At 65.1% G+C, this 17754-nt stretch carries 14 protein-coding genes; 11 read left to right on the top strand and 3 right to left on the bottom strand.

Annotated elements, in window-relative coordinates; all coding sequences use genetic code 11:
* Positions 1 to 9 precede the first annotated feature (9 nt).
* A complete protein-coding gene (locus RMP10_RS01495) occupies positions 10 to 1302 on the bottom strand; it encodes a leishmanolysin-related zinc metalloendopeptidase (RefSeq protein ID WP_310568733.1) in 1293 nt (430 codons plus the stop codon).
* A gap of 146 nt (positions 1303 to 1448) precedes the next feature.
* Positions 1449 to 3296: a leishmanolysin-related zinc metalloendopeptidase gene (locus tag RMP10_RS01490; RefSeq protein ID WP_309671015.1), complete on the bottom strand. Its 1848-nt coding sequence runs from the start codon at positions 3294 to 3296 to the stop codon at positions 1449 to 1451.
* A gap of 95 nt (positions 3297 to 3391) precedes the next feature.
* Between RMP10_RS01490 and RMP10_RS01485 the strand changes: the two genes are divergently transcribed.
* The 11 genes from RMP10_RS01485 to RMP10_RS01435 all read left to right on the top strand — a co-directional run bounded on the left by RMP10_RS01485 (position 3392) and on the right by RMP10_RS01435 (position 15237).
* Complete coding sequence (locus RMP10_RS01485) at positions 3392 to 4702, top strand: pitrilysin family protein (RefSeq protein WP_309670075.1); 1311 nt, start codon at positions 3392 to 3394, stop codon at positions 4700 to 4702.
* Positions 4699 to 6147, top strand: coding sequence for a pitrilysin family protein (locus RMP10_RS01480; RefSeq protein WP_309670076.1), 1449 nt, complete (start codon positions 4699 to 4701; stop codon positions 6145 to 6147). The genes RMP10_RS01485 and RMP10_RS01480 overlap by 4 nt, the downstream gene beginning before the upstream one ends.
* Before the next feature lie 27 nt (positions 6148 to 6174).
* The gene (locus tag RMP10_RS01475) at positions 6175 to 6795 is read left to right on the top strand and encodes an SET domain-containing protein-lysine N-methyltransferase (RefSeq protein ID WP_309670077.1); all 621 of its coding nucleotides are present in this window, start codon (positions 6175 to 6177) and stop codon (positions 6793 to 6795) included.
* Entirely contained in the window at positions 6795 to 7352 is a 558-nt protein-coding gene (locus RMP10_RS01470) for an NUDIX hydrolase (protein ID WP_171226314.1), read from the top strand. The genes RMP10_RS01475 and RMP10_RS01470 overlap by 1 nt, the downstream gene beginning before the upstream one ends.
* 265 nt (positions 7353 to 7617) lie before the next feature.
* Positions 7618 to 8262: a sigma-70 family RNA polymerase sigma factor gene (locus RMP10_RS01465; RefSeq protein WP_309670078.1), complete on the top strand. Its 645-nt coding sequence runs from the start codon at positions 7618 to 7620 to the stop codon at positions 8260 to 8262.
* Positions 8263 to 8384: 122 nt separating this feature from the next.
* The gene (locus tag RMP10_RS01460; protein ID WP_310568732.1) at positions 8385 to 9017 is read left to right on the top strand and encodes a zf-HC2 domain-containing protein; all 633 of its coding nucleotides are present in this window, start codon (positions 8385 to 8387) and stop codon (positions 9015 to 9017) included.
* A 31-nt stretch (positions 9018 to 9048) separates the two neighbouring features.
* Complete coding sequence (gene holA, locus RMP10_RS01455; RefSeq protein WP_310568731.1) at positions 9049 to 10143, top strand: DNA polymerase III subunit delta; 1095 nt, start codon at positions 9049 to 9051, stop codon at positions 10141 to 10143.
* Positions 10140 to 11036, top strand: a complete 897-nt coding sequence (locus RMP10_RS01450; RefSeq protein WP_309670081.1) for an SPOR domain-containing protein — start codon at positions 10140 to 10142, stop codon at positions 11034 to 11036. Before holA ends, RMP10_RS01450 begins: the two co-directional genes overlap by 4 nt.
* A complete protein-coding gene (mutS, locus tag RMP10_RS01445; RefSeq protein WP_310568730.1) occupies positions 11033 to 13753 on the top strand; it encodes a DNA mismatch repair protein MutS in 2721 nt (906 codons plus the stop codon). Before RMP10_RS01450 ends, mutS begins: the two co-directional genes overlap by 4 nt.
* Positions 13746 to 14312 carry a G/U mismatch-specific DNA glycosylase gene (gene mug, locus RMP10_RS01440; protein WP_310568729.1) on the top strand — a complete coding sequence of 189 codons (567 nt, stop codon included), beginning with the start codon at positions 13746 to 13748 and terminating at the stop codon, positions 14310 to 14312. The genes mutS and mug overlap by 8 nt, the downstream gene beginning before the upstream one ends.
* A 79-nt stretch (positions 14313 to 14391) precedes the next feature.
* Positions 14392 to 15237, top strand: coding sequence for a glutaminyl-peptide cyclotransferase (locus RMP10_RS01435; RefSeq protein ID WP_310568728.1), 846 nt, complete (start codon positions 14392 to 14394; stop codon positions 15235 to 15237).
* A 17-nt stretch (positions 15238 to 15254) separates the two neighbouring features.
* On the opposite strand, the gene RMP10_RS01430 is transcribed toward RMP10_RS01435, so the two are convergent.
* On the bottom strand, positions 15255 to 17732 hold the full coding sequence (locus RMP10_RS01430) for an Ig-like domain-containing protein (RefSeq protein ID WP_310568727.1): 2478 nt from the start codon (positions 17730 to 17732) through the stop codon (positions 15255 to 15257).
* Positions 17733 to 17754 lie beyond the last annotated feature (22 nt).

Here is a 17754-nt window from a genome sequence, read left to right as displayed (position 1 = left end):
GCGACAGCGCTATTTGAGTGCCGGACGTACCAGACGTCGCGATCCGCTCTGTGTCACCTCGTACAGCGGTGCCGCGGCGATATCGGCACCGAATGACATCGCGCGTTCGCTCGCGGTCGCGCTCATGATCCGCGCCGCCGTGAGGAGCGAGTAGGCGTCCGCTCCGCTCATCGCGGTCACATAGCCCATGTCGCTCAGCGACCCGACGGTGATCCGACTGAGCGGCATACTCCCCGGTTGCGCGTACCCCTGCATCAGTTCGTTGGCAAAGATTGATCGGCGCCAGTGCGAATCGCGCGTGCCGGTCGACCCGGTGTTCTCGACTGGCACACCAAGGCCGGCAGAACTAAAGCCCGGCGTGCTCGTGTAGTAAGCACGCGACTCGGCGCCGTTGAAATACGGATCGTCGGTCCCCGCGCCGACGAGCAACTGGCGCTGGTAATTCCAGAGTGTGCCGATGCCGAGGATGTGTCCCATTTCGTGCAGCACGACGTTGTCGAGCGTGCCCTGCGTGAGGAGCAGGGCGAGATCGTCCTGATCGAGTTCGAAGAAGCCCATGATCGGCAGCTTGTTGGTCGAGTTGACGTAACACGGACTGGCCTGACCGAGAATCTTGCCCGGGCCATCGATCGTGGCGATGCGTACAAACACGAGCAGATCGTTGATGCTTTCGTTGACGGCGGGAAGCCAACTCTGGCACTCGCCCGCCGGCACGTTCAGCGGCACCGTGCCGACGTCACCGGTGATGACCCGACGCCACCGTGCTACGGCGCCGGCAAACGCCTCCCGCTGACGAGCGGTGCCGCCGTCACCGATAAAGCGCACGGCGATGTCGAACTGCGAGGGACGCAATGTCGCGCGAAAGGTGACCGGGCTGCCAGGCAACGCGGTCGAGGACGCCACGAGCGATTGCGTGGCCCCCGGACCGAGTGTCCACGCGCCGGCCGATGCATATCCGGTGCTGTCGGTGACGACCGTGGTGCGCGTTACCGAACCGGAATTCGCGTTGGGTGTAAACGTTACCCGGACATTGGGCACCGGACGCCCGGCCTCGGTGAGTAGGCGCACACTTGGCACGATCGGCAATGCCGTGTTCGGATCTCCCACCTGATTGTCGCCGTCGGCGACGATGAGCGCTGCCGGGACAATGGTGATCGGGCTGACCGCGTCAATCGGGGCGGTCGCCTGATCACCGCCGCACGCCACGAGCGCCCCTACGGTGCCAAGGGCAAACGCCACGCGAGTCGAGAGGCGAACAGCAAGGCGGCGGACGAAGCGATTCGGACGACCGGTGCGGTGCATGCGCTATCCTGGCGAATGGTCGAAGACCTTCGGCTACATCGCCGTACCAGAATGCTACGCGTTCGCCGCACCACAGTTCCTGTTGACATAGCAACGGCTGTGGTCTCGATCACATCGCCTGTTCATTTCCGTGCACTCGGTAGGACTTATCGCTTCTCGCGCGGCATCCGCGCAATGCTGCCGTCGTCGCGACGCTGCTTGATCTCGACGTCGGGCACGAGGTCGCGGTACGGTATACCTGAGGTCTCGTCGAATCCAAAGCCGCTGCGCAGGGCGGCGGTGAGTGAAAAGGCATCGGCCGCCGCGAGATTCACGGTGTAGCCGAGATCCTGCAGCGAGCCAACCGTGATACGACTGAGCGGTTGCACCTGATTGACGGCGAAGCCCTGCATGAGCTCACGCTGCATCACGGACGTCCGCCAGTGCGAATTGACCGTACCGGTGCCGCCGGTATTCTCCACCGGCACGGGATTGCCCGAGTAGGTCACGGTGTTGATCGCCGCGAACTGCGCACGCGCCGCGCTGCCGACGTAATACGGGTCGTTCGAGATCGAGGTATTCAACAGCGAGCGCTGGAAATTCCAGACGGTGCCGATGCCGAGCACGTGTCCGATCTCGTGGAGCACGACCTTTTCAAACTGCCCCCGCGCCACGAGCTGACTGACGTCGAGACTATCGAACTCCATGAAGCCGAGAAACGGGATCGCGCTGCCGTTCACGTAGCATGGGCTGGCTTGGCCGAGGATGTTGCCCACGCCGGGTGAGCCCGGCCCGTCGATGGAGTCGATGCGGGCAAAGATGATCGTGTTCTGTACGGTACCGGTGACGGCCGGTGACCAATCACTGCAGGCATTCGCGGCGGGCCCCGCCGGAATGTTCACGTTGGTGATGGTGCCGATGCTCCCCACAATCACCTGCCGCCACTTGGCGACCGCATTCGCGAAGGCCGTGCGTACCGGCAGCGACGCGTCACCGACGAAGCGGATATCCACATTGAACGCGGACGACGTCACCGTGGTGGTGAACGTGGCCGACTTGGTCGGAATGGCCGTGCTGGTGGCGACGAGCGTTTGCGTGCTCGCTGTGCCCAGCCGCCAGCTGCCCACGAACGCGGTGCCGTTGGCCGGATCTGACAGGACTGTACTGCCGGTCACGGTACCCGAGTTGGCGCCGGGGGTGAACGTGACCGGCACGTTGCCCACCGGATTTCCGAAGCTGTCCACGACGCGCACGCCGGGAGGGACGGCGATGTTGATATTTGCGACGCCCGCCTGAATGTCGCCGACCACCTTGAGGAGATCGGCGGCCGGTCCGGCGAGGGCGTTTACGCTGAACACCGCCGGATTGGCGCCGGTGGCGGTCGCGGTCACAATCTGCTGTCCAATGGCGGTGCCGATCGTCCAACCGCCCACGGCAGCGCTGCCAAGCTCGTTACTCGACTGCTGCGCGCCGAGCAACACACCGTTGCCTTGCACGATGGTGAACACGATCGCCGCTCCGCTGACGGGGTTGCCGTACTGGTCTTCGGCGCGTACGGCAGGCAACGCGGGCACGGGCGTGTTGACGGTGGCCTGCTGGTCGGTGGCGCTGACCGGCGTGAGCCGTGACAATGGGCCGGCATTCGCCGTCGCCGTGAAGGTGACAGCGGGAATGCCGTCGGCAGTGGCCTGCAGTGTCTGCTGGCCGGCGGTCGTGCCAAGCGTCCAGCCGCCCGAGGTGGCATCGCCACTGCCGGTGGTGCGCACTGAATCGTTGACGACCTTGCCGCCGCCGCCCGTGATGCGCCAGCGCACCATGACATTCTTGACGCCCTTGCCCTTGGCATCGGTGATGCGCACGGCGGGCACGGCGGCCACGGATGCCGCGACGGCGGCCGACACGGTCGTACTGGCGGTCGCGGCGGCGGCACTGGGCACCTGCGGGTCACTGCCGCAGCCGGCGAGGAGCCCGAGCGCACCGACCAGCAGTAGAACTCGGCGAGTGGAATAGGTCATACGAAGAATCTAGGAGAGAATCGAGGTGCGGTGATCGAGGTCGGTTCGTGCACGTGGGGTTCCGACTTTCGTGACCAGCCCCCCAATATTGAACCATGCGCATTCCAGTCGAGAGTTATCACCTCCCGAACGGCCTGCATGTGGTGCTCTCTGAGGATCACACGGCGCCGATCGTCGCGGTCAATTTGTGGTATCACGTGGGTTCGGCCAATGAACGGCTCGATCGTACCGGGTTCGCCCACCTGTTCGAGCATATGCTGTTTCAGGGGTCGGCCAACGTCGAGGCGAACGAACATTTCGAACTCGTCCAGCGCGCGGGCGGGACCCTGAACGGGTCCACTTGGCTCGATCGGACCAACTACTACGAGACGGTTCCGTCGCATCAGATCGCGCTGGCGCTCTGGCTTGAAGCAGACCGCATGGGTCGGATGTTGCCGGGGCTCACGCAACAAAAGCTCGACACGCAGCGTGACGTCGTGAAGAACGAGCGGCGCTGGTCGGTGGACAACCAGCCCTACGGCACGTGGTGGGAGCGCCTGCCGGCGCTCTGTTTCCCGGAGGAACATCCGTTCCATCACTCGTTGATCGGGTCCATGGAGCATCTGACCGACGCGTCGCTCGACGACGTGGCGGACTTTTTCCGGACGTACTACACCCCGGACAACGCCGTGCTCACGGTCGCCGGTGATTTTGATCGCACCGAGACCATGCGCCTCATCGAGGAATACTACGGACCGATTCCCCGTGGAGCGCCACGTCCGCCGCTGCGTGACATGACGCTGCCGCCTACGTTCGGAGACACGCGCCGTACCTTGGTACCCGACGCCGTCGCCTTGCCGCGTCTGTTCGTGGCCTGCCGTACCCCGGTGTTCGGCAGCGATGGCTATTACGCGGCGTCGCTCGCCGCCGCCGTGCTGGGCTTGCGTACTGGATGTCGTCTGGAGCAGTCCCTGGTGCGGAAACAACGCATTGCCTCACAGGCCAGCGCCTTCACGTACGATCTCGCGAAGGGCAGCGACCTGCTCGTGGTGGACGCGACGGCCCACCCTGACGTCACGCCGGAACAGCTCGAAGCGGCGGTACTGGCCGAGCTCGATCTGATGCACCAGCATGGCGTGACCGATGTGGAAGTGCAGCGCGCCCGTGCGCTGATCGAAACGAGTTTTGTGACGAGCATGCAGTCGGCCGCCGAGCGCGCCGACCAGTTGTCGCGCTTTGCGACGTACTTCGGCGACGCCACGTTGATCAACGAACAGGTGAAGCGCTACGGCGCGACGACGACGGCGGCGGTATCCGCCCTCGCCCGCGAACGTCTTGGTCCTGACAATCGGGCCTTGCTGATGTTCGTACCGGCGGACGAGCAGCCAGACGCGTCGCCGGCCGAATTGGCCGAGGCCAGCGCATGACCGACACCCTCGACGTGCCCGCGCAGGATTCGCCAGCTCAGCAGATGCCGGTGGCGCCTCCGCGTCCCGGGGCCGGCACACCCAGCGACTATCGATTCCCGCACTTCTCGACGCGCATTCTGGCCAACGGTCTGCGACTGATCGTGGCGAATGTGCCGGCGTATCCGGTGGTGACCACGCTGGCGGTGATCGAAGCGGGTGCCACCCGCGATCCGCGTGACTACGAAGGACTGGCGCAACTCACGACGCGCGCACTGGCCGAAGGGACGCGCGACATGAACGCGCTCGAGCTCACGTCGCGACTGGAGATGCTCGGGACCACGCTCGATACCGGCGCCGACTGGGACTCGGCGATCGTGCAGATCACCGCGCTGTCATCCCGCATCGACGATGCGGTCGCGGTGCTGTCGGAGGTGCTGCGCTATCCGGCATTCCCCGAGTCGGAGCTCGAACGGATGCGCGGTGAGCGGCTGGCCGATCTGGCGCAACTGCGCGCCGAGCCGCGCGGGTTATCCGACGTGTTCTTCTCGCGGTTGCTATACAAGTCGGAATCGCGTTTCGCGCGGCTGGCCGGTGGCGACGAACAGAGCATCATGCGTCTCACACGCGAGCGCGTGCAGGCGTATCACGCGGAGTTCTATCGTCCCGATGCCACAGCGCTGATGATGGTGGGCGATATCGACATCGAGCACGCCGTGAAGCTCGCCAGCGCGCACTTCGGCGATTGGGCCGGCAAGGCGCCGCCGGTCACCGAGCCGATGGACACGCAGCGCTTTCCGGAGCCGCGCGTGCATCTGGTGCACAAGCCCGACGCCCCGCAGTCGGAAGTGCGCGTGGGGCACGTGGCGATTCCGCGCTTGCACGAAGACTACTTTCCCGTGGTGGTGATGAACGCCATCCTCGGTGGCCTCTTCTCGTCGCGGCTCAACCTGAATCTGCGCGAAGTGCACGCCTACACGTACGGCGCGCACTCGGCATTCGATTGGCGTCGCGCGGCGAGCCCGTTCGAGATTTCCACGGCAGTGGAAACGGCTGTCACGGCTGATGCGCTGCGAGAGATTGCCCTCGAGTTCACGCGCATTCGTGAAGCGCCGGTGAGTGACGCAGAATTGTCGCTGGCTACGAGCTATCTGGTGGGCGTGTTCCCCATTCGTTTCGAGACGACCGCCGAGGTGGCGGGTGGTCTGGCGAACGTGGAGATCTTCCGTCTGCCCACGAACTACTTCGATACGTATCGCGACCGCGTGAGAGCGGTCACCGCGCAGGATGTGCTGCGCGTGGCGCAGACGCACCTCGATCCGAGTCGACTGCAGATTGTCGTCGTGGGTGATGCCACCGCGATCCGTCCGACCGTCGAAGCGCTGTCGCTTGGTCCGGTTACCGTGTACGACCCGGCGGCAGACGATGATACTGCCGCGCCTGTGTCTCCCTCCTCAGCCTCCTGAATCGACGTGTCGCCAGCGAAGAAGTCCGTGAAGAAGTCCGTGAAGAAGTCCGTGGTTGCAAAGCGCGTGAAGCCGCCCAAGTCGCCGTACTACGAAGTGCGTCGGTCCAAGATCCAGGGGCGCGGTGCGTTCGCGATCCTGCCGATCCGCAAGGGTAAGAAGGTCGATGAGTACTGGGGGCAGCCGATTACGCATGAGGAAGCCGATCGGCGATACGACGACAGCGAGGGGCGTCACCATACGTTCTTGTTCGTGCTCGACGACGACACGGTGCTCGACGCTCGGTACGGTGGGAACGATGCGCGGTTCATCAACCACTCATGTGATCCGAACTGCGAGACCGTGATCGAAGACGGCCACATCTGGATCAAGGCGATCAAGGCGATCAAGCCGGAAACGGAGCTGGTGTACGACTATCGGTTCGAGTGGCAGGACGAGTACGAGCCGGAAGACGTGCGTTACTACGCGTGCCGGTGCGGTACTAAGAAGTGTCGCGGGACGATTCTGCGGATCCCGGTGTACCTGCGCCCCGCGATCAAGCAGTGGCTGGCGGGCAACGACGTGCCGCTGCCGAAGAAGCCAAAGAAAGGCGCCAAGAAGGGTGCGAAGCAGGCCGTGAAGAAGGCGGCCAAGAAGGTGTCCCGCTGATGGCGATCGAACGGCAGGGACCGGGCAAGATCATCGGGACGCGCGGCTACACGGGCAAGGTGATCTCGATCGACATCGACACCGTTCGCTTTCCGGACGGATCGACCGGCCAGCTGGAGATGGTGCGTCATCCGGGGGCCAGCGCCGTCGTGCCGTTGCTTGGCGACCTCGACGATGACCCGGAAGTGCTGTTGATCCGCCAGTATCGCTATGCGGCCGACGGATATCTCTATGAGATCCCGGCCGGCCGGCTCGATGCCGGGGAAGAGCCGCTCGCCTGTGCACATCGCGAGCTCAAGGAGGAAACCGGATACACCGCTTCGCGTGTCGAACATCTATTCACGATGTTCACGACCCCCGGCTTCACGGATGAGAAAATCCATCTGTTCATGGCCACGGGGCTCGAGGCGGGCGAGTGGAAGCGGGAAGCGGACGAGTTCATGGAATTGGCGCCAACCAAGTTGTCGCGGGCGCTGTCCATGATCGAGCAGGGCGAGATCCAGGATGCCAAGACGGCGCTCGCTCTGCTGTACACCGCTGGCTTTCGTCTAAACTGACAGGATCTGTCCTCTTTCGCTGTCCTCTTTCAGAGACATCGGAGAACGAATGAATCCGTCGGTACGCCTCGTGACGTAGGATACGGAAGCACAAGTCGTTTGAAGTTAACGATTTAGGGCGGAAGGTTCCATAAAGTTCCTTCCGGCACGCCCTGTGCACTAGGTCCAGTGTGTGCGACGACATGGTCTGCCGGATCGTCCGGCCATCTGGTCGAAGCACCGTGAGTCTTCGGGCTCGCGTCACCGTAGGCGGAGGACTCGATCCATGGCCGAACTGGCTCGCACGAAACTGACTTCACAGAACACCCCCGCGGTGCCGGTGCGCGAGCATCTGCGCAGCCTCGAGGATGGAGATGTGGTGTCGGCGTTCCTCGGAGGCGAGGAACGCGCCTTCGAAGAGCTCGTCGACCGGTACCAGGGTCGATTGCTCAACTTCGTGTACCGTACGATCGGTGATCGCGACCGCGCCGAAGATCTGGTGCAGGAAGTGTTCATCCGCGTATATCGCCATATCGGACGCTTCGATCGTTCGAAGAAGTTCTCGACGTGGATCTACACGATCGCCTCGAACTTGGCGAAGAACGAACTCCGCAACCGCTCGCGCAATCCGCTGGTGCTGTTCCAGACGATCAAAGCGAAGTTCGAGGACGAGGACCGGCCTCTCCAGTTCGAGGACGTGCACACGCGCCCTGACGACCTGTTCCGGAAGCGTCACCTGAAGGAAATGGTGGAGCAGTCGGTCGGTCAGCTGCCGGCGCATCACCGCGAGGTGTTCGTGCTGCGCGAGTTGGAAGGGAAGTCGTACGAGGAAATCGCCGAAATCACCGGTGTGAACCTCGGCACGGTGAAATCTCGACTGAACCGCGCGCGCACAGCGTTTGCCGACATCATCGCGCCATTGGTGCGCTAGGCAACCCTCCAAGCCGCCGCTGTATCACCCCCCGCCCGGGATTGCCCTGGCGGGGGGTGATGCGTTTGGATACATCGCACCGGGCGGAACCGCTCGCCGGACCACGGGTATCCTGCCGTGCGATGGTCAACCCGGCGGCTTCCGCCGAAGCGATGCCTCCCAACACGGGTCAAAGCGTACCGATGGACTGCAAGAGCTTCCGCAAACAGCACCTGGCCTATCTGGATGACACGATGCCGGGCGACGAGATGGCCGCCGCGCAGCGTCATGTGATGGTCTGCGACGGCTGTGCGGCGCACGACACCCTGGTGCGTCGTTCGCTGATGGTGGCGCGCAGTATGCCCACGCTCGAGCCGAGCGTCGATTTTCAGGCGCGCCTTCGGGCGCGCCTGGCTGAATGCCGCGATGAGTGCCGCGACGAGCGGACCGCGCTGGAGGCCCGCGCGGCTCTGCTGCAGCTGCCCCGAACGGCCGCCTCGCGGAACACGCGGGTGGTGATGGCGGTGGCGGCCAGTGCGATGCTTGGCGCCTTCGTGTGGAAGGGGTGGAGCGCCACGGCGCCGGAGCTCTCGATGCAGCCGGTGATTGCCTCGCAGCCCGCGATGCCGACCCCGATTTCCTATATCACCCCTGAGTTGATGCAGGCGATGGCCACCGGAAACCCGGTCTGGCCGGCGGCGATGATCATTGAAGACGCCCCGACGCATTTCGTGAGCAGCGACTTCACGTTGGCGACCTTCTCCGAATTGCGCTGAAGTTCGACCGGCGGTCCCTTATCTTGCTGGGATGGCCAAGGAATCGTCGCCCCTCCGCGTCGTGCAAGCCGCGATTCAGTCGCGGAGCTTCGCGCCCGTGTACTACCTGCACGGCGACGACGATTACCTGAAGGATGCGGCCGTGCGCGACCTGCTCGACGCATCGATCGACCCGAGCACGCGCGACTTCAACTGCGAAATCCGTCGCGCCAACGAGCTCGATGCCGAAGCGGTGAGCAGCTTGCTCTCGACGCCGCCGATGCTTGCCGAAAAGCGCGCCGTGGTCTTCCGCGACGTGACGGCGCTCAAGAAAGCGGCGCGACAACAGCTCGACAAATATCTGAAGCGCCCTGCCAGCGATACGCTGTTGCTGCTGGTGAGTCCGGCGGGAACGAAAGCCGATGCGGCGATCGCGTCCGCATCGGAGTCGCTCGAGTTTGCGCCGCTCACACCCGAGCGCGTGCGTCGGTGGATTACGCACCACGCGACCACCGTGTTGGCGGTGCACATTGCCGACGATGCGGCGCAGCTGCTGCAGCAGGCGGTGGGTAACGATCTGCATCAGCTTGCGTCGGAGCTCGACAAGTGCGCCAGCTACGCGCTCGGCGCGCAGACGTTACCGACCGGTGAGGGCAACGTTCGCGCCACCATCGATCTCGATACGGTCTCCGCCGTGGTCGGCATCCGACGCGGAGAAACGGTGACCGATTTGCTCGATGCCGTCGCGCGACAGGATGCCGCCGCGGCCGTGACGCTGGTGGCGCACGTACTCGGCCAGCCGAAAGTGACCGCCGTGCAAGTCGTGATGATGCTGAGCACGCAGGCGTTCGCGTTGGCGTTCGGTCGTGCGCGACGCGATGCTGGGATTCCCACCAACCGGTTGCCGCAGGAGTTCTTCGCGTTCCTGAAGGAGACCGGCGGATACCCTGGTCGGCCCTGGGGCGAAGCGGCATCGGCCTGGACGAAGGTCACCGAGCAGTGGAGTGCGGCGTCGTGCGAGAAGGCGCTCGCGCTGCTGCTGGAAGCCGACATGGCGCTCAAAGACACGACGGTCTCGAATGCGGAGCAGATCCTGATGTCTCTCGTGCTGGGTCTCTGTGCCATGCGTCGCCGGAAGGCCGCATGAAGCGCGGCTGTCTGAAGCTGGTCGGCGTTGGCACGGTGGCGCTGGTCTGGCTTGCCTCGACGGCGTCGGCGCAGATCACGCCGGGGGTGGAGCGCACGACGGCGCGGGCCCGCGCGATGATTGATGGCGGCGACGGTGCGTCGGCGCGCACGCTGCTGGATTCGCTGGTCGGTGCGGTGCCGGTGGGGACGCTCGATCTCGCCGAAGCGCTGTACTGGCGCGCCGTGCTCGCGGAACGCGTCGGTGAAGCGGAGCGCGACTGGAAACGCCTGGTGATCGATGTGCCGCTGTCACCGCGCGCGCCCGATGCGCTGGTGCGGCTGGGCGAACTCGATATGCTCCGCGGCCATCCGGCCGATGCGCGCGTGTATTTCACGCGACTCCTGCGCGATTTCCCGAGCGGCACGTACCGCGCGAAGGGACTGCTGTGGCTGACGCGCAGTTACTTCGAGGAGCGCAACATGACGGGCGGCTGCAGCGCGCTCGATTCGCTGCGCGGCGTCGACGTTCCTGATGGTGAACTGCGATTGCAGTTGGACGAACTGCAACGCCGATGCACGGGCGGCGCGCTGACTTCGCCGGTGTCGCCGGCACCGGCCGCCTCGAAATCCGCTGAGAAGACGGTCGAGCAGACGGTCGAGAAGCCCGCCGACAAGTCCGCCGTTGGTCGAGGGCGTTACTCGGTGCAGTTGGCCGCGTACGACACGCGCGCGGAGGCGGCCGACGCCGTGAAGCGCTTCGCGAAGCGGGCGATCGACGCGCGCATCGATGGCGAGCAGAAGCCGTTCCGGGTTCGCACGGGCTACTACGTCACGCGCGCCGACGCGACCAACGCACTGAACGCGCTGAAGAAGCTCGGGTTTGACGGTTTTGTCGCGGAGCGCGCGCCGTGAGTGGTGCGGCCACACCGTTGATGCAGCAGTATCGGGAGATCAAGTCGCGCCATCAGGATGCGATTCTGTTTTTCCGTATGGGTGACTTCTACGAGATGTTCTACGATGACGCCGAGACGGCGTCGCGGGCGATCGGCCTCACACTCACGTCGCGTAACAACGGTGGCGCGGCCGAGGTGCCATTGGCGGGCATCCCGGTGAAGGCGGCCGCCGAGTATCTGCGCCGGTTGGTGGGGCAGGGATTTCGCGTGGCGATCTGCGAGCAGGTGGAAGATCCGAAGCTGGCGAAGGGCCTCGTGAAGCGCGAAGTGGTGGAGACGATCACGCCGGGTGCGGTGTTCGCCGACGATCTGTTGGACGGCGCGCGCGCCAACTACGTGTGTGCGATCGCTACCGGCCGTGACACGTCGCGCGATGGATCGCGCGAACAGATCGGCATCGCAGCGGCGGATCTGTCCACTGGCGAGTGGCGGTTGTTCCTGGTGACGCCGATGGATGCGCCGGCGGTACTGGCGCGGTTGGCGCCGCGCGAGCTGCTGGTGGTGCGTGGAGTGTCGCACCCCGAACTCGCGACGGCGATGCAGGCGGTGGACAACGTGCTCGTGACCGAGCGCGAAGGATGGGAGTTCGATGCGCAGCTGGCCGGCGACGAACTCGCACGGCAGTTCGACGTGCGCTCGCTGGAAGGCTTCGGCCTCGGCAGCGAAGACGCGGGGGCGATCGGAGCGGCGGGTGCGTTGCTGCGCTACTTGCGTGAACTGCAGCCGGGCGGATTGCCGCACCTCGCACGGCCGGTGGTGGAGCGTCCGGGTGGGGTGATGCCGCTCGACGAAATGACGCGTCGTAATCTCGAGCTGGTGGAGTCGCTGCGTGGCGGCGAACTGGCGGGCACTCTGTTGTCGGTGCTCGATCGTACGACCACACCGATGGGGCAGCGGATGCTGCGGCAGTGGCTGTTGGCGCCGTTGCTGGAGCGTGGTGCCATCGAGTTGCGTCTCGATGCGGTCACGGTGCTGGTGCGTGATCCGGTTGGACGCGCGGGTGTGCGCGACGCGCTCGATGGTGTGCGCGATGTGGAGCGCCTGGCCAGCAAGGCGGCGGCGGGCCGGGCGACGCCGCGCGAGCTGCGCGCGCTCGGCGATTCGCTGGCCCGGTTGCCACAGGTGGCAAACGCCGTACGCGCCGTGCTGTCGCATGCCACGCAGGGCAATTCGAGCGGCGGTCTGCTCACGGCGATGCTCGACGATTGGGATGACGGTCGCGACTGCGCTGACCGGCTCACCACGATGCTGGTGGAGCGCCCGCCGCTGATGATCGGCGAAGAGGACACCATCGCGCCCGGTATGGACGCTGATCTCGACGCGCTGCGCGCGTTACGCGACGGCGGCAAGGATGCGATCGCAACGATCCAGTCTCAGGAGCGCGCGCGCACCGGCATTCACTCGCTTAAGGTCGGCTACAACCGTGTGTTCGGGTATTTCCTCGAAATCTCGAATGCGAACAAGCATCTGGTGCCCGACGACTATCAGCGTCGGCAAACGCTGACCGGGGCCGAACGCTACGTGACGCCGGCGCTCAAGGAGTACGAAGAGAAGGTGCTGAGCGCCGCCGACCGCATCGAGATACGCGAGCGCGAACTGTTCGAAGCGTTACGGCGTGACGCGGGCGCGGCGATCCGCCGGTGGCAGCAGGTGGCGCGACGTGTGGCGACGATCGACGTGCTCACCGCTTTTGCCGAAGTGGCAGAACGTGAGCAGTATGCACGGCCGGAGCTGAACGACGGCTTCGACATGGAGATCGTGGCCGGACGTCATCCGGTGGTGGAGCGGATGATGGCGCGCGAGAAGTTCATCCCGAACGATCTTGTGCTCAGCGAAGACGGCCAGATGATCGTGCTCACCGGTCCGAACATGGCGGGTAAGAGCACGATTCTACGGCAGGTCGGTCTGATTCAGCTCATGGCGCAGGTCGGCGCGTACGTTCCGGCTCGACGGGCGAAGTTACCGATCGTGGATCGGCTGTTCACGCGCGTCGGGGCCAGCGACAATCTGGTGCGCGGGCAGTCCACGTTCATGGTCGAGATGAGCGAGACGAGCGCGATTCTGCACACCGCCACCAAACGGTCGCTGGTGCTGCTCGATGAAATCGGCCGCGGCACGAGCACGTACGACGGCGTGTCGATCGCCTGGAGTGTGAGCGAGCATCTGCACGATGCGATCGGTTGCAAGACCGTGTTCGCGACGCACTACCACGAGCTCACGCAGCTGGCGAGTGAGCTGAGTGGCGTGCGCAACTTCACGGTCGCCGTGCGCGAAGTGGGTGATCAGGTGCTGTTTCTGCACCGCCTCATTCCCGGCGGAGCCGATCGGTCGTACGGCATCGAGGTGGGACGCTTGGCGGGATTGCCGGCCGCGGTGATTGCACGCGCCAAGGAAGTGCTGGCCCTGCTCGAGGGCGAAGGCGAACAGATGGCCGCGCGCTTGACGGCCGATGGGTTGGCGGCGCCGAAGAGTGTGTCACGGAAGGGCCCGCGCCTGAAGCAGCCCGGCGGGCCCACCCCACAGCTGGGTTTCTTCGGCGATGCGAGTGCACCGGCGACGCCTGATCCGGCGCTGACCCGATTGGCCGATGCGGTGGGCGCGCTCGAACCCGATCAAATGACGCCGATGCAGGCCCTGACGGCGCTGGCCTCGCTCAAGCAGTCCCTCAGTGACTGACGCGCGTCTACCGACAAAGCCGACCAAGGCGGCGTTGGCCGCGGCGGTCCATCTGATCGTGCCCGATCTGGTCGCGCCCGGGCTGCGCGTGCTGTTTTGCGGCATCAATCCCGGGCTCTATACCGCCGCGATCGGCCATCACTTCGGCCGGCCCGGTAATCGCTTCTGGCCGGCCCTGCACGGCGCCGGCTTTACGCCGCGCCTGTTCGCCCCGTGGGAAGAGTGCGAGCTGCTGCCCCTCGGCATCGGCATCACCAACATGGTGGAGCGCACCACGGCCACGGCGGCGGAGCTCAGCCCCGAGGAGTACGTGGCGGGTGGTCAGCGGCTGCGTAGGTTGGTGGAAGCGCAACGGCCGCGGGTGGTGGCCTTCCTGGGAATCGGCGCCTACCGCACGGCATTCGGGCGTCCCAAGGCCGCGCTGGGCTTGCAAGACGAACGGCTCGCCACCTCGGCGTTGTGGGTACTACCGAGTCCGAGCGGATTGAACGCCAATCACCAACTGGCGGATCTCGTGTTGCTGCTGCGAGCGCTGCGCGAATGGGTGGATGGCACGTGAGACACACAGATCGAGCGAATCCGTCGTCCCGATCGCTTCTCCTCCTGCGGCAACCTGACTGATGGCTATTCTCTCCAGCATGCGACGTTCGCGGACGGCTTCGGTCGTCATTCTGTTCGGTACGGTGGCGTTCGTCTCGACGGCCGGCGCGTTCGGGGCGTGCGGTGGGGATCGCGGCGCGGCGAGTGCGGCGAACGGAGACACGACCGGCACCGTGGCCGCGCGCACGCCGACGTTCCGCTTCGAGGTCGTGCAAAGTTATCCGCACGATCCGAAGGCGTTTACGCAGGGACTCGTGTGGCACGAGGACCGGATGTTCGAGAGCACCGGGCAGGTGGGCTCGTCGAACATTCGTGAAGTCGAGCTCAATACCGGTCGCGTGATCCGTCAGCAGGATCTCGAAGCACCCCACTTCGGTGAAGGCATCGTGCTGCTGGGCGACAAGCTGATCCAGATCACGTGGACGACCGGCAAGGCGTTCGTGTACGACTGGAAGACATTCAAGCGCACCGGCGAGTTCACCTACGACGGCGAAGGGTGGGGACTCACCACCGACGGGTCAGCCATCATCATGAGCAACGGCACGTCAGCGATCGTGTGGCGCGATCCGGCCACGTTCGCGGTACAGAAGACGATCACCGTGACCGATCATGGCACGCCGGTGTCGCAGCTCAACGAACTCGAATGGGTGAAGGGCGAGATCTGGGCGAACATCTGGCAGAGCGAGCAGATCGCGCGCATCGATCCCGCCACGGGCAACGTAACGGGATGGATCGATCTCAAGGGCATTCTGCCGTCGATGGATCGCACCGGCAACGAAGATGTCATGAATGGCATCGCATACGATGCGGTGCGTGATCGTCTGTTCGTGACCGGAAAGCTCTGGTCGAAACTCTACGAGATCACGCTCAAGCAGCGATCGTAACTGTCAGCGCAGTCGCGTCAGCGCAGTCGCGTTAGCGCGTACCTGAGCGTGCTGGGCGGCAGCGCGCCATTCGACGACAGCGTGACGATGGCGCTGCGTCCGGCGGGAATGCCGAAGCGCACGAATGAGCTCGTGCCGCCTGCCAACAGGACACGCTGTGGTGAGCCCGACATCAGCGACCGCGTGGCGATCGGATACACCCCGAGGGCCGTGCCACCGGAGAAGCGCAGCCCTGGGTAGATGCTGCGGAAATTCCACGACGGCATGATGTAACTGGACGACAGCGCGGCCGTGGTGGCCACCGAGAAGTCGTCGGCAATGAGCGACACCGACCAGTCACGCAGATAGTCGGCGAACTGACTGCCGGAGAGCACGTTCTGCAAATTGGCCACGCCAGTGGTATTCGAATTCACCAGCGAGCGCAGGAACGACGCTTCCCCCGTCGCGCCCTGACGACCAGCGGCATAGCGCAGGAAATTCCAGCTCGCGCCGCGCGTGGCCAACGAGTCGTTGGGCGCGTACGGCGAGTTCACTTCGGGCGCGATCAGATAGCTGTAGAAGCGCGAGAAGTTCTGCGAGGCATAGTTGCGGAACTGATCCGAACGCGTGGCGTTTCCGGCCACGTCGGTCAGGCTGAGATTCTGGCGCGAGGTGACATTGGCGATGCGGAAATACAGCAGTTCTTCCGCCAGATGCGACAATCCCTCGTCCAGCCACGTCTCCTCGTTGGGCCGCGCACCCGTGTTCACATACAAGCGGCGCGATGAGTTGATGAGGTGCTGAAACTCGTGCGCGATGGTCGTGAGGTTCAGCAGCGTCACCTCATCCTTCGTGCGCTTGTTCGAATTCACCGTGCCGTTGGGATCGGGCGCCAACAGGTAGAACATCTCGGCTTCATTCGACGCCGCGCACGCGGCGAGGCCATTCTTCGCCGACTTCGGATACAGGTCACGCGCAAAGAAGAAGCCGCCAATCGTATAGCCCGCCCCAGACGGCGTGAGGGCGTTCACGGCGCGGGTATACAGCAGGATGATCTTGCCGTAGCCGCTGACGTTCGAGGGCGCCCCGAACGCCGTCGTGTCCATCGGAAACACCAGCGTATCGAAGGTGGCGGCGATCGCGGCGTATTCGGTGTCGGTGTATCCGCCCGTGGGATTCTCGGTGTCGCTCACGATAATCGACTTCGTGCCAACGGCGGCCACGCGTCCCGACTTCAGGTCGGCGCTGGAGCATGCCACGTTCGCATTCACGTTCAGGCGGAGTACATCGCCCACCTTCACCTCGGCGGCCGTGACGGCGTACGCCGCGCGCGAACTCGTTGTGCGCGATGCCATCCAGTCACGCGCGTCACTCACCAGCGGCGTCAGTTCGCGCTGTTCGACTTCGCGGCGCGCCAGCTCGGCCGCGCGGACGGGTGACAACATCGTCGGTGCGGCATCGAACGCCGTGAGCGTCGACGATGCATCCGTCGACACGGACGCTGGTGCACCCCCCGCCGTGAAGGGATTTGCATCGGCCGTGAGGGCGGCGAGCGTGGGGCCGGTGCTGCCGATCGCGATCAGGTCCACCGGTGACGACGTACCGAACGATGTGGCCGTCGAGACCAGCGTGAGGGCGTACTCGCCGTTGATCGCCGCCGGCGACGTGAGGCAGGCGGTAATGCTCGAGCTGCCCGCAGGCGGGATGTACACTTCGCCGAGCGCGAGTGCGCGCGCCGTGAGTGGGCCACACACGCTCGATCCGGCAGCCGAGATGCTCACCGGTACCGTATCGGCCTTTCCGGATGCCTCGGCGATTACACGTGCGGTACCGACGGCCACCGCCGTCACGAGTCCCGTGGAACTCACCGACGCCAACGCCGGATCGAGCGTGCTGTACGTGATCGACTGGCCGACAATGGTGTTGCCGAACTGATCGCGCAGCGATCCGCGTACCCGCACGGTGTCGCTGACGTTGAGATAGGCCGCTTCCGGTGACGCCACGAGCAACGCGGCGGGTCCGGCGATCACCGTGGCCGTGAACACGACCGGCGTGACGCCGTTCACCTGCGCGGTGAGGCGCGCGGTGCCGGCGGTCGTACCGAGGTTCCACACCGTGGTCGCGACACCACGCGCGTCGGCCGTGGAGCGCGTCGGCGAGGCGGTGCCCGATCCAGGCCCCACATCCCAGTCGACGCGCGCGCCGGAGATCGTCTTGCCGTCCTTGTCGGTGACCACAACGGCGAGCGGTACGGTCAGCGCGGCGCCAACGACCCCCGTTTGCGCGTTGCCGGCCTGCGTCTTGATCGCCGCCGCGACTGGTCCGGGGCCGGTGCTCTTGTCGCCCGAGCAGGCGCTGAGCAACAGCAGCGCGATGCTCGCGCGCGCGAGCAGTGGCCCGCAGCGCGAGGTGCGAGCGGAAGCCGGACGGTCGGAGCGAGCGCGAAACGAGAGCATATCGACGGCGGTTTGATGGAGGACGGACGATTCCGCCGCGTGCGCGAAGCGGGTGTACATTCCAGCATGCGATCGGGTGGGA

It is taken from the genome of Gemmatimonas sp., assembly GCF_031426495.1.
GTDB lineage: Bacteria > Gemmatimonadota > Gemmatimonadetes > Gemmatimonadales > Gemmatimonadaceae > Gemmatimonas.
The sequence above is the reverse complement of the archived record's forward strand: the minus strand, read 5'-3'. Positions and strand labels throughout refer to the sequence as shown.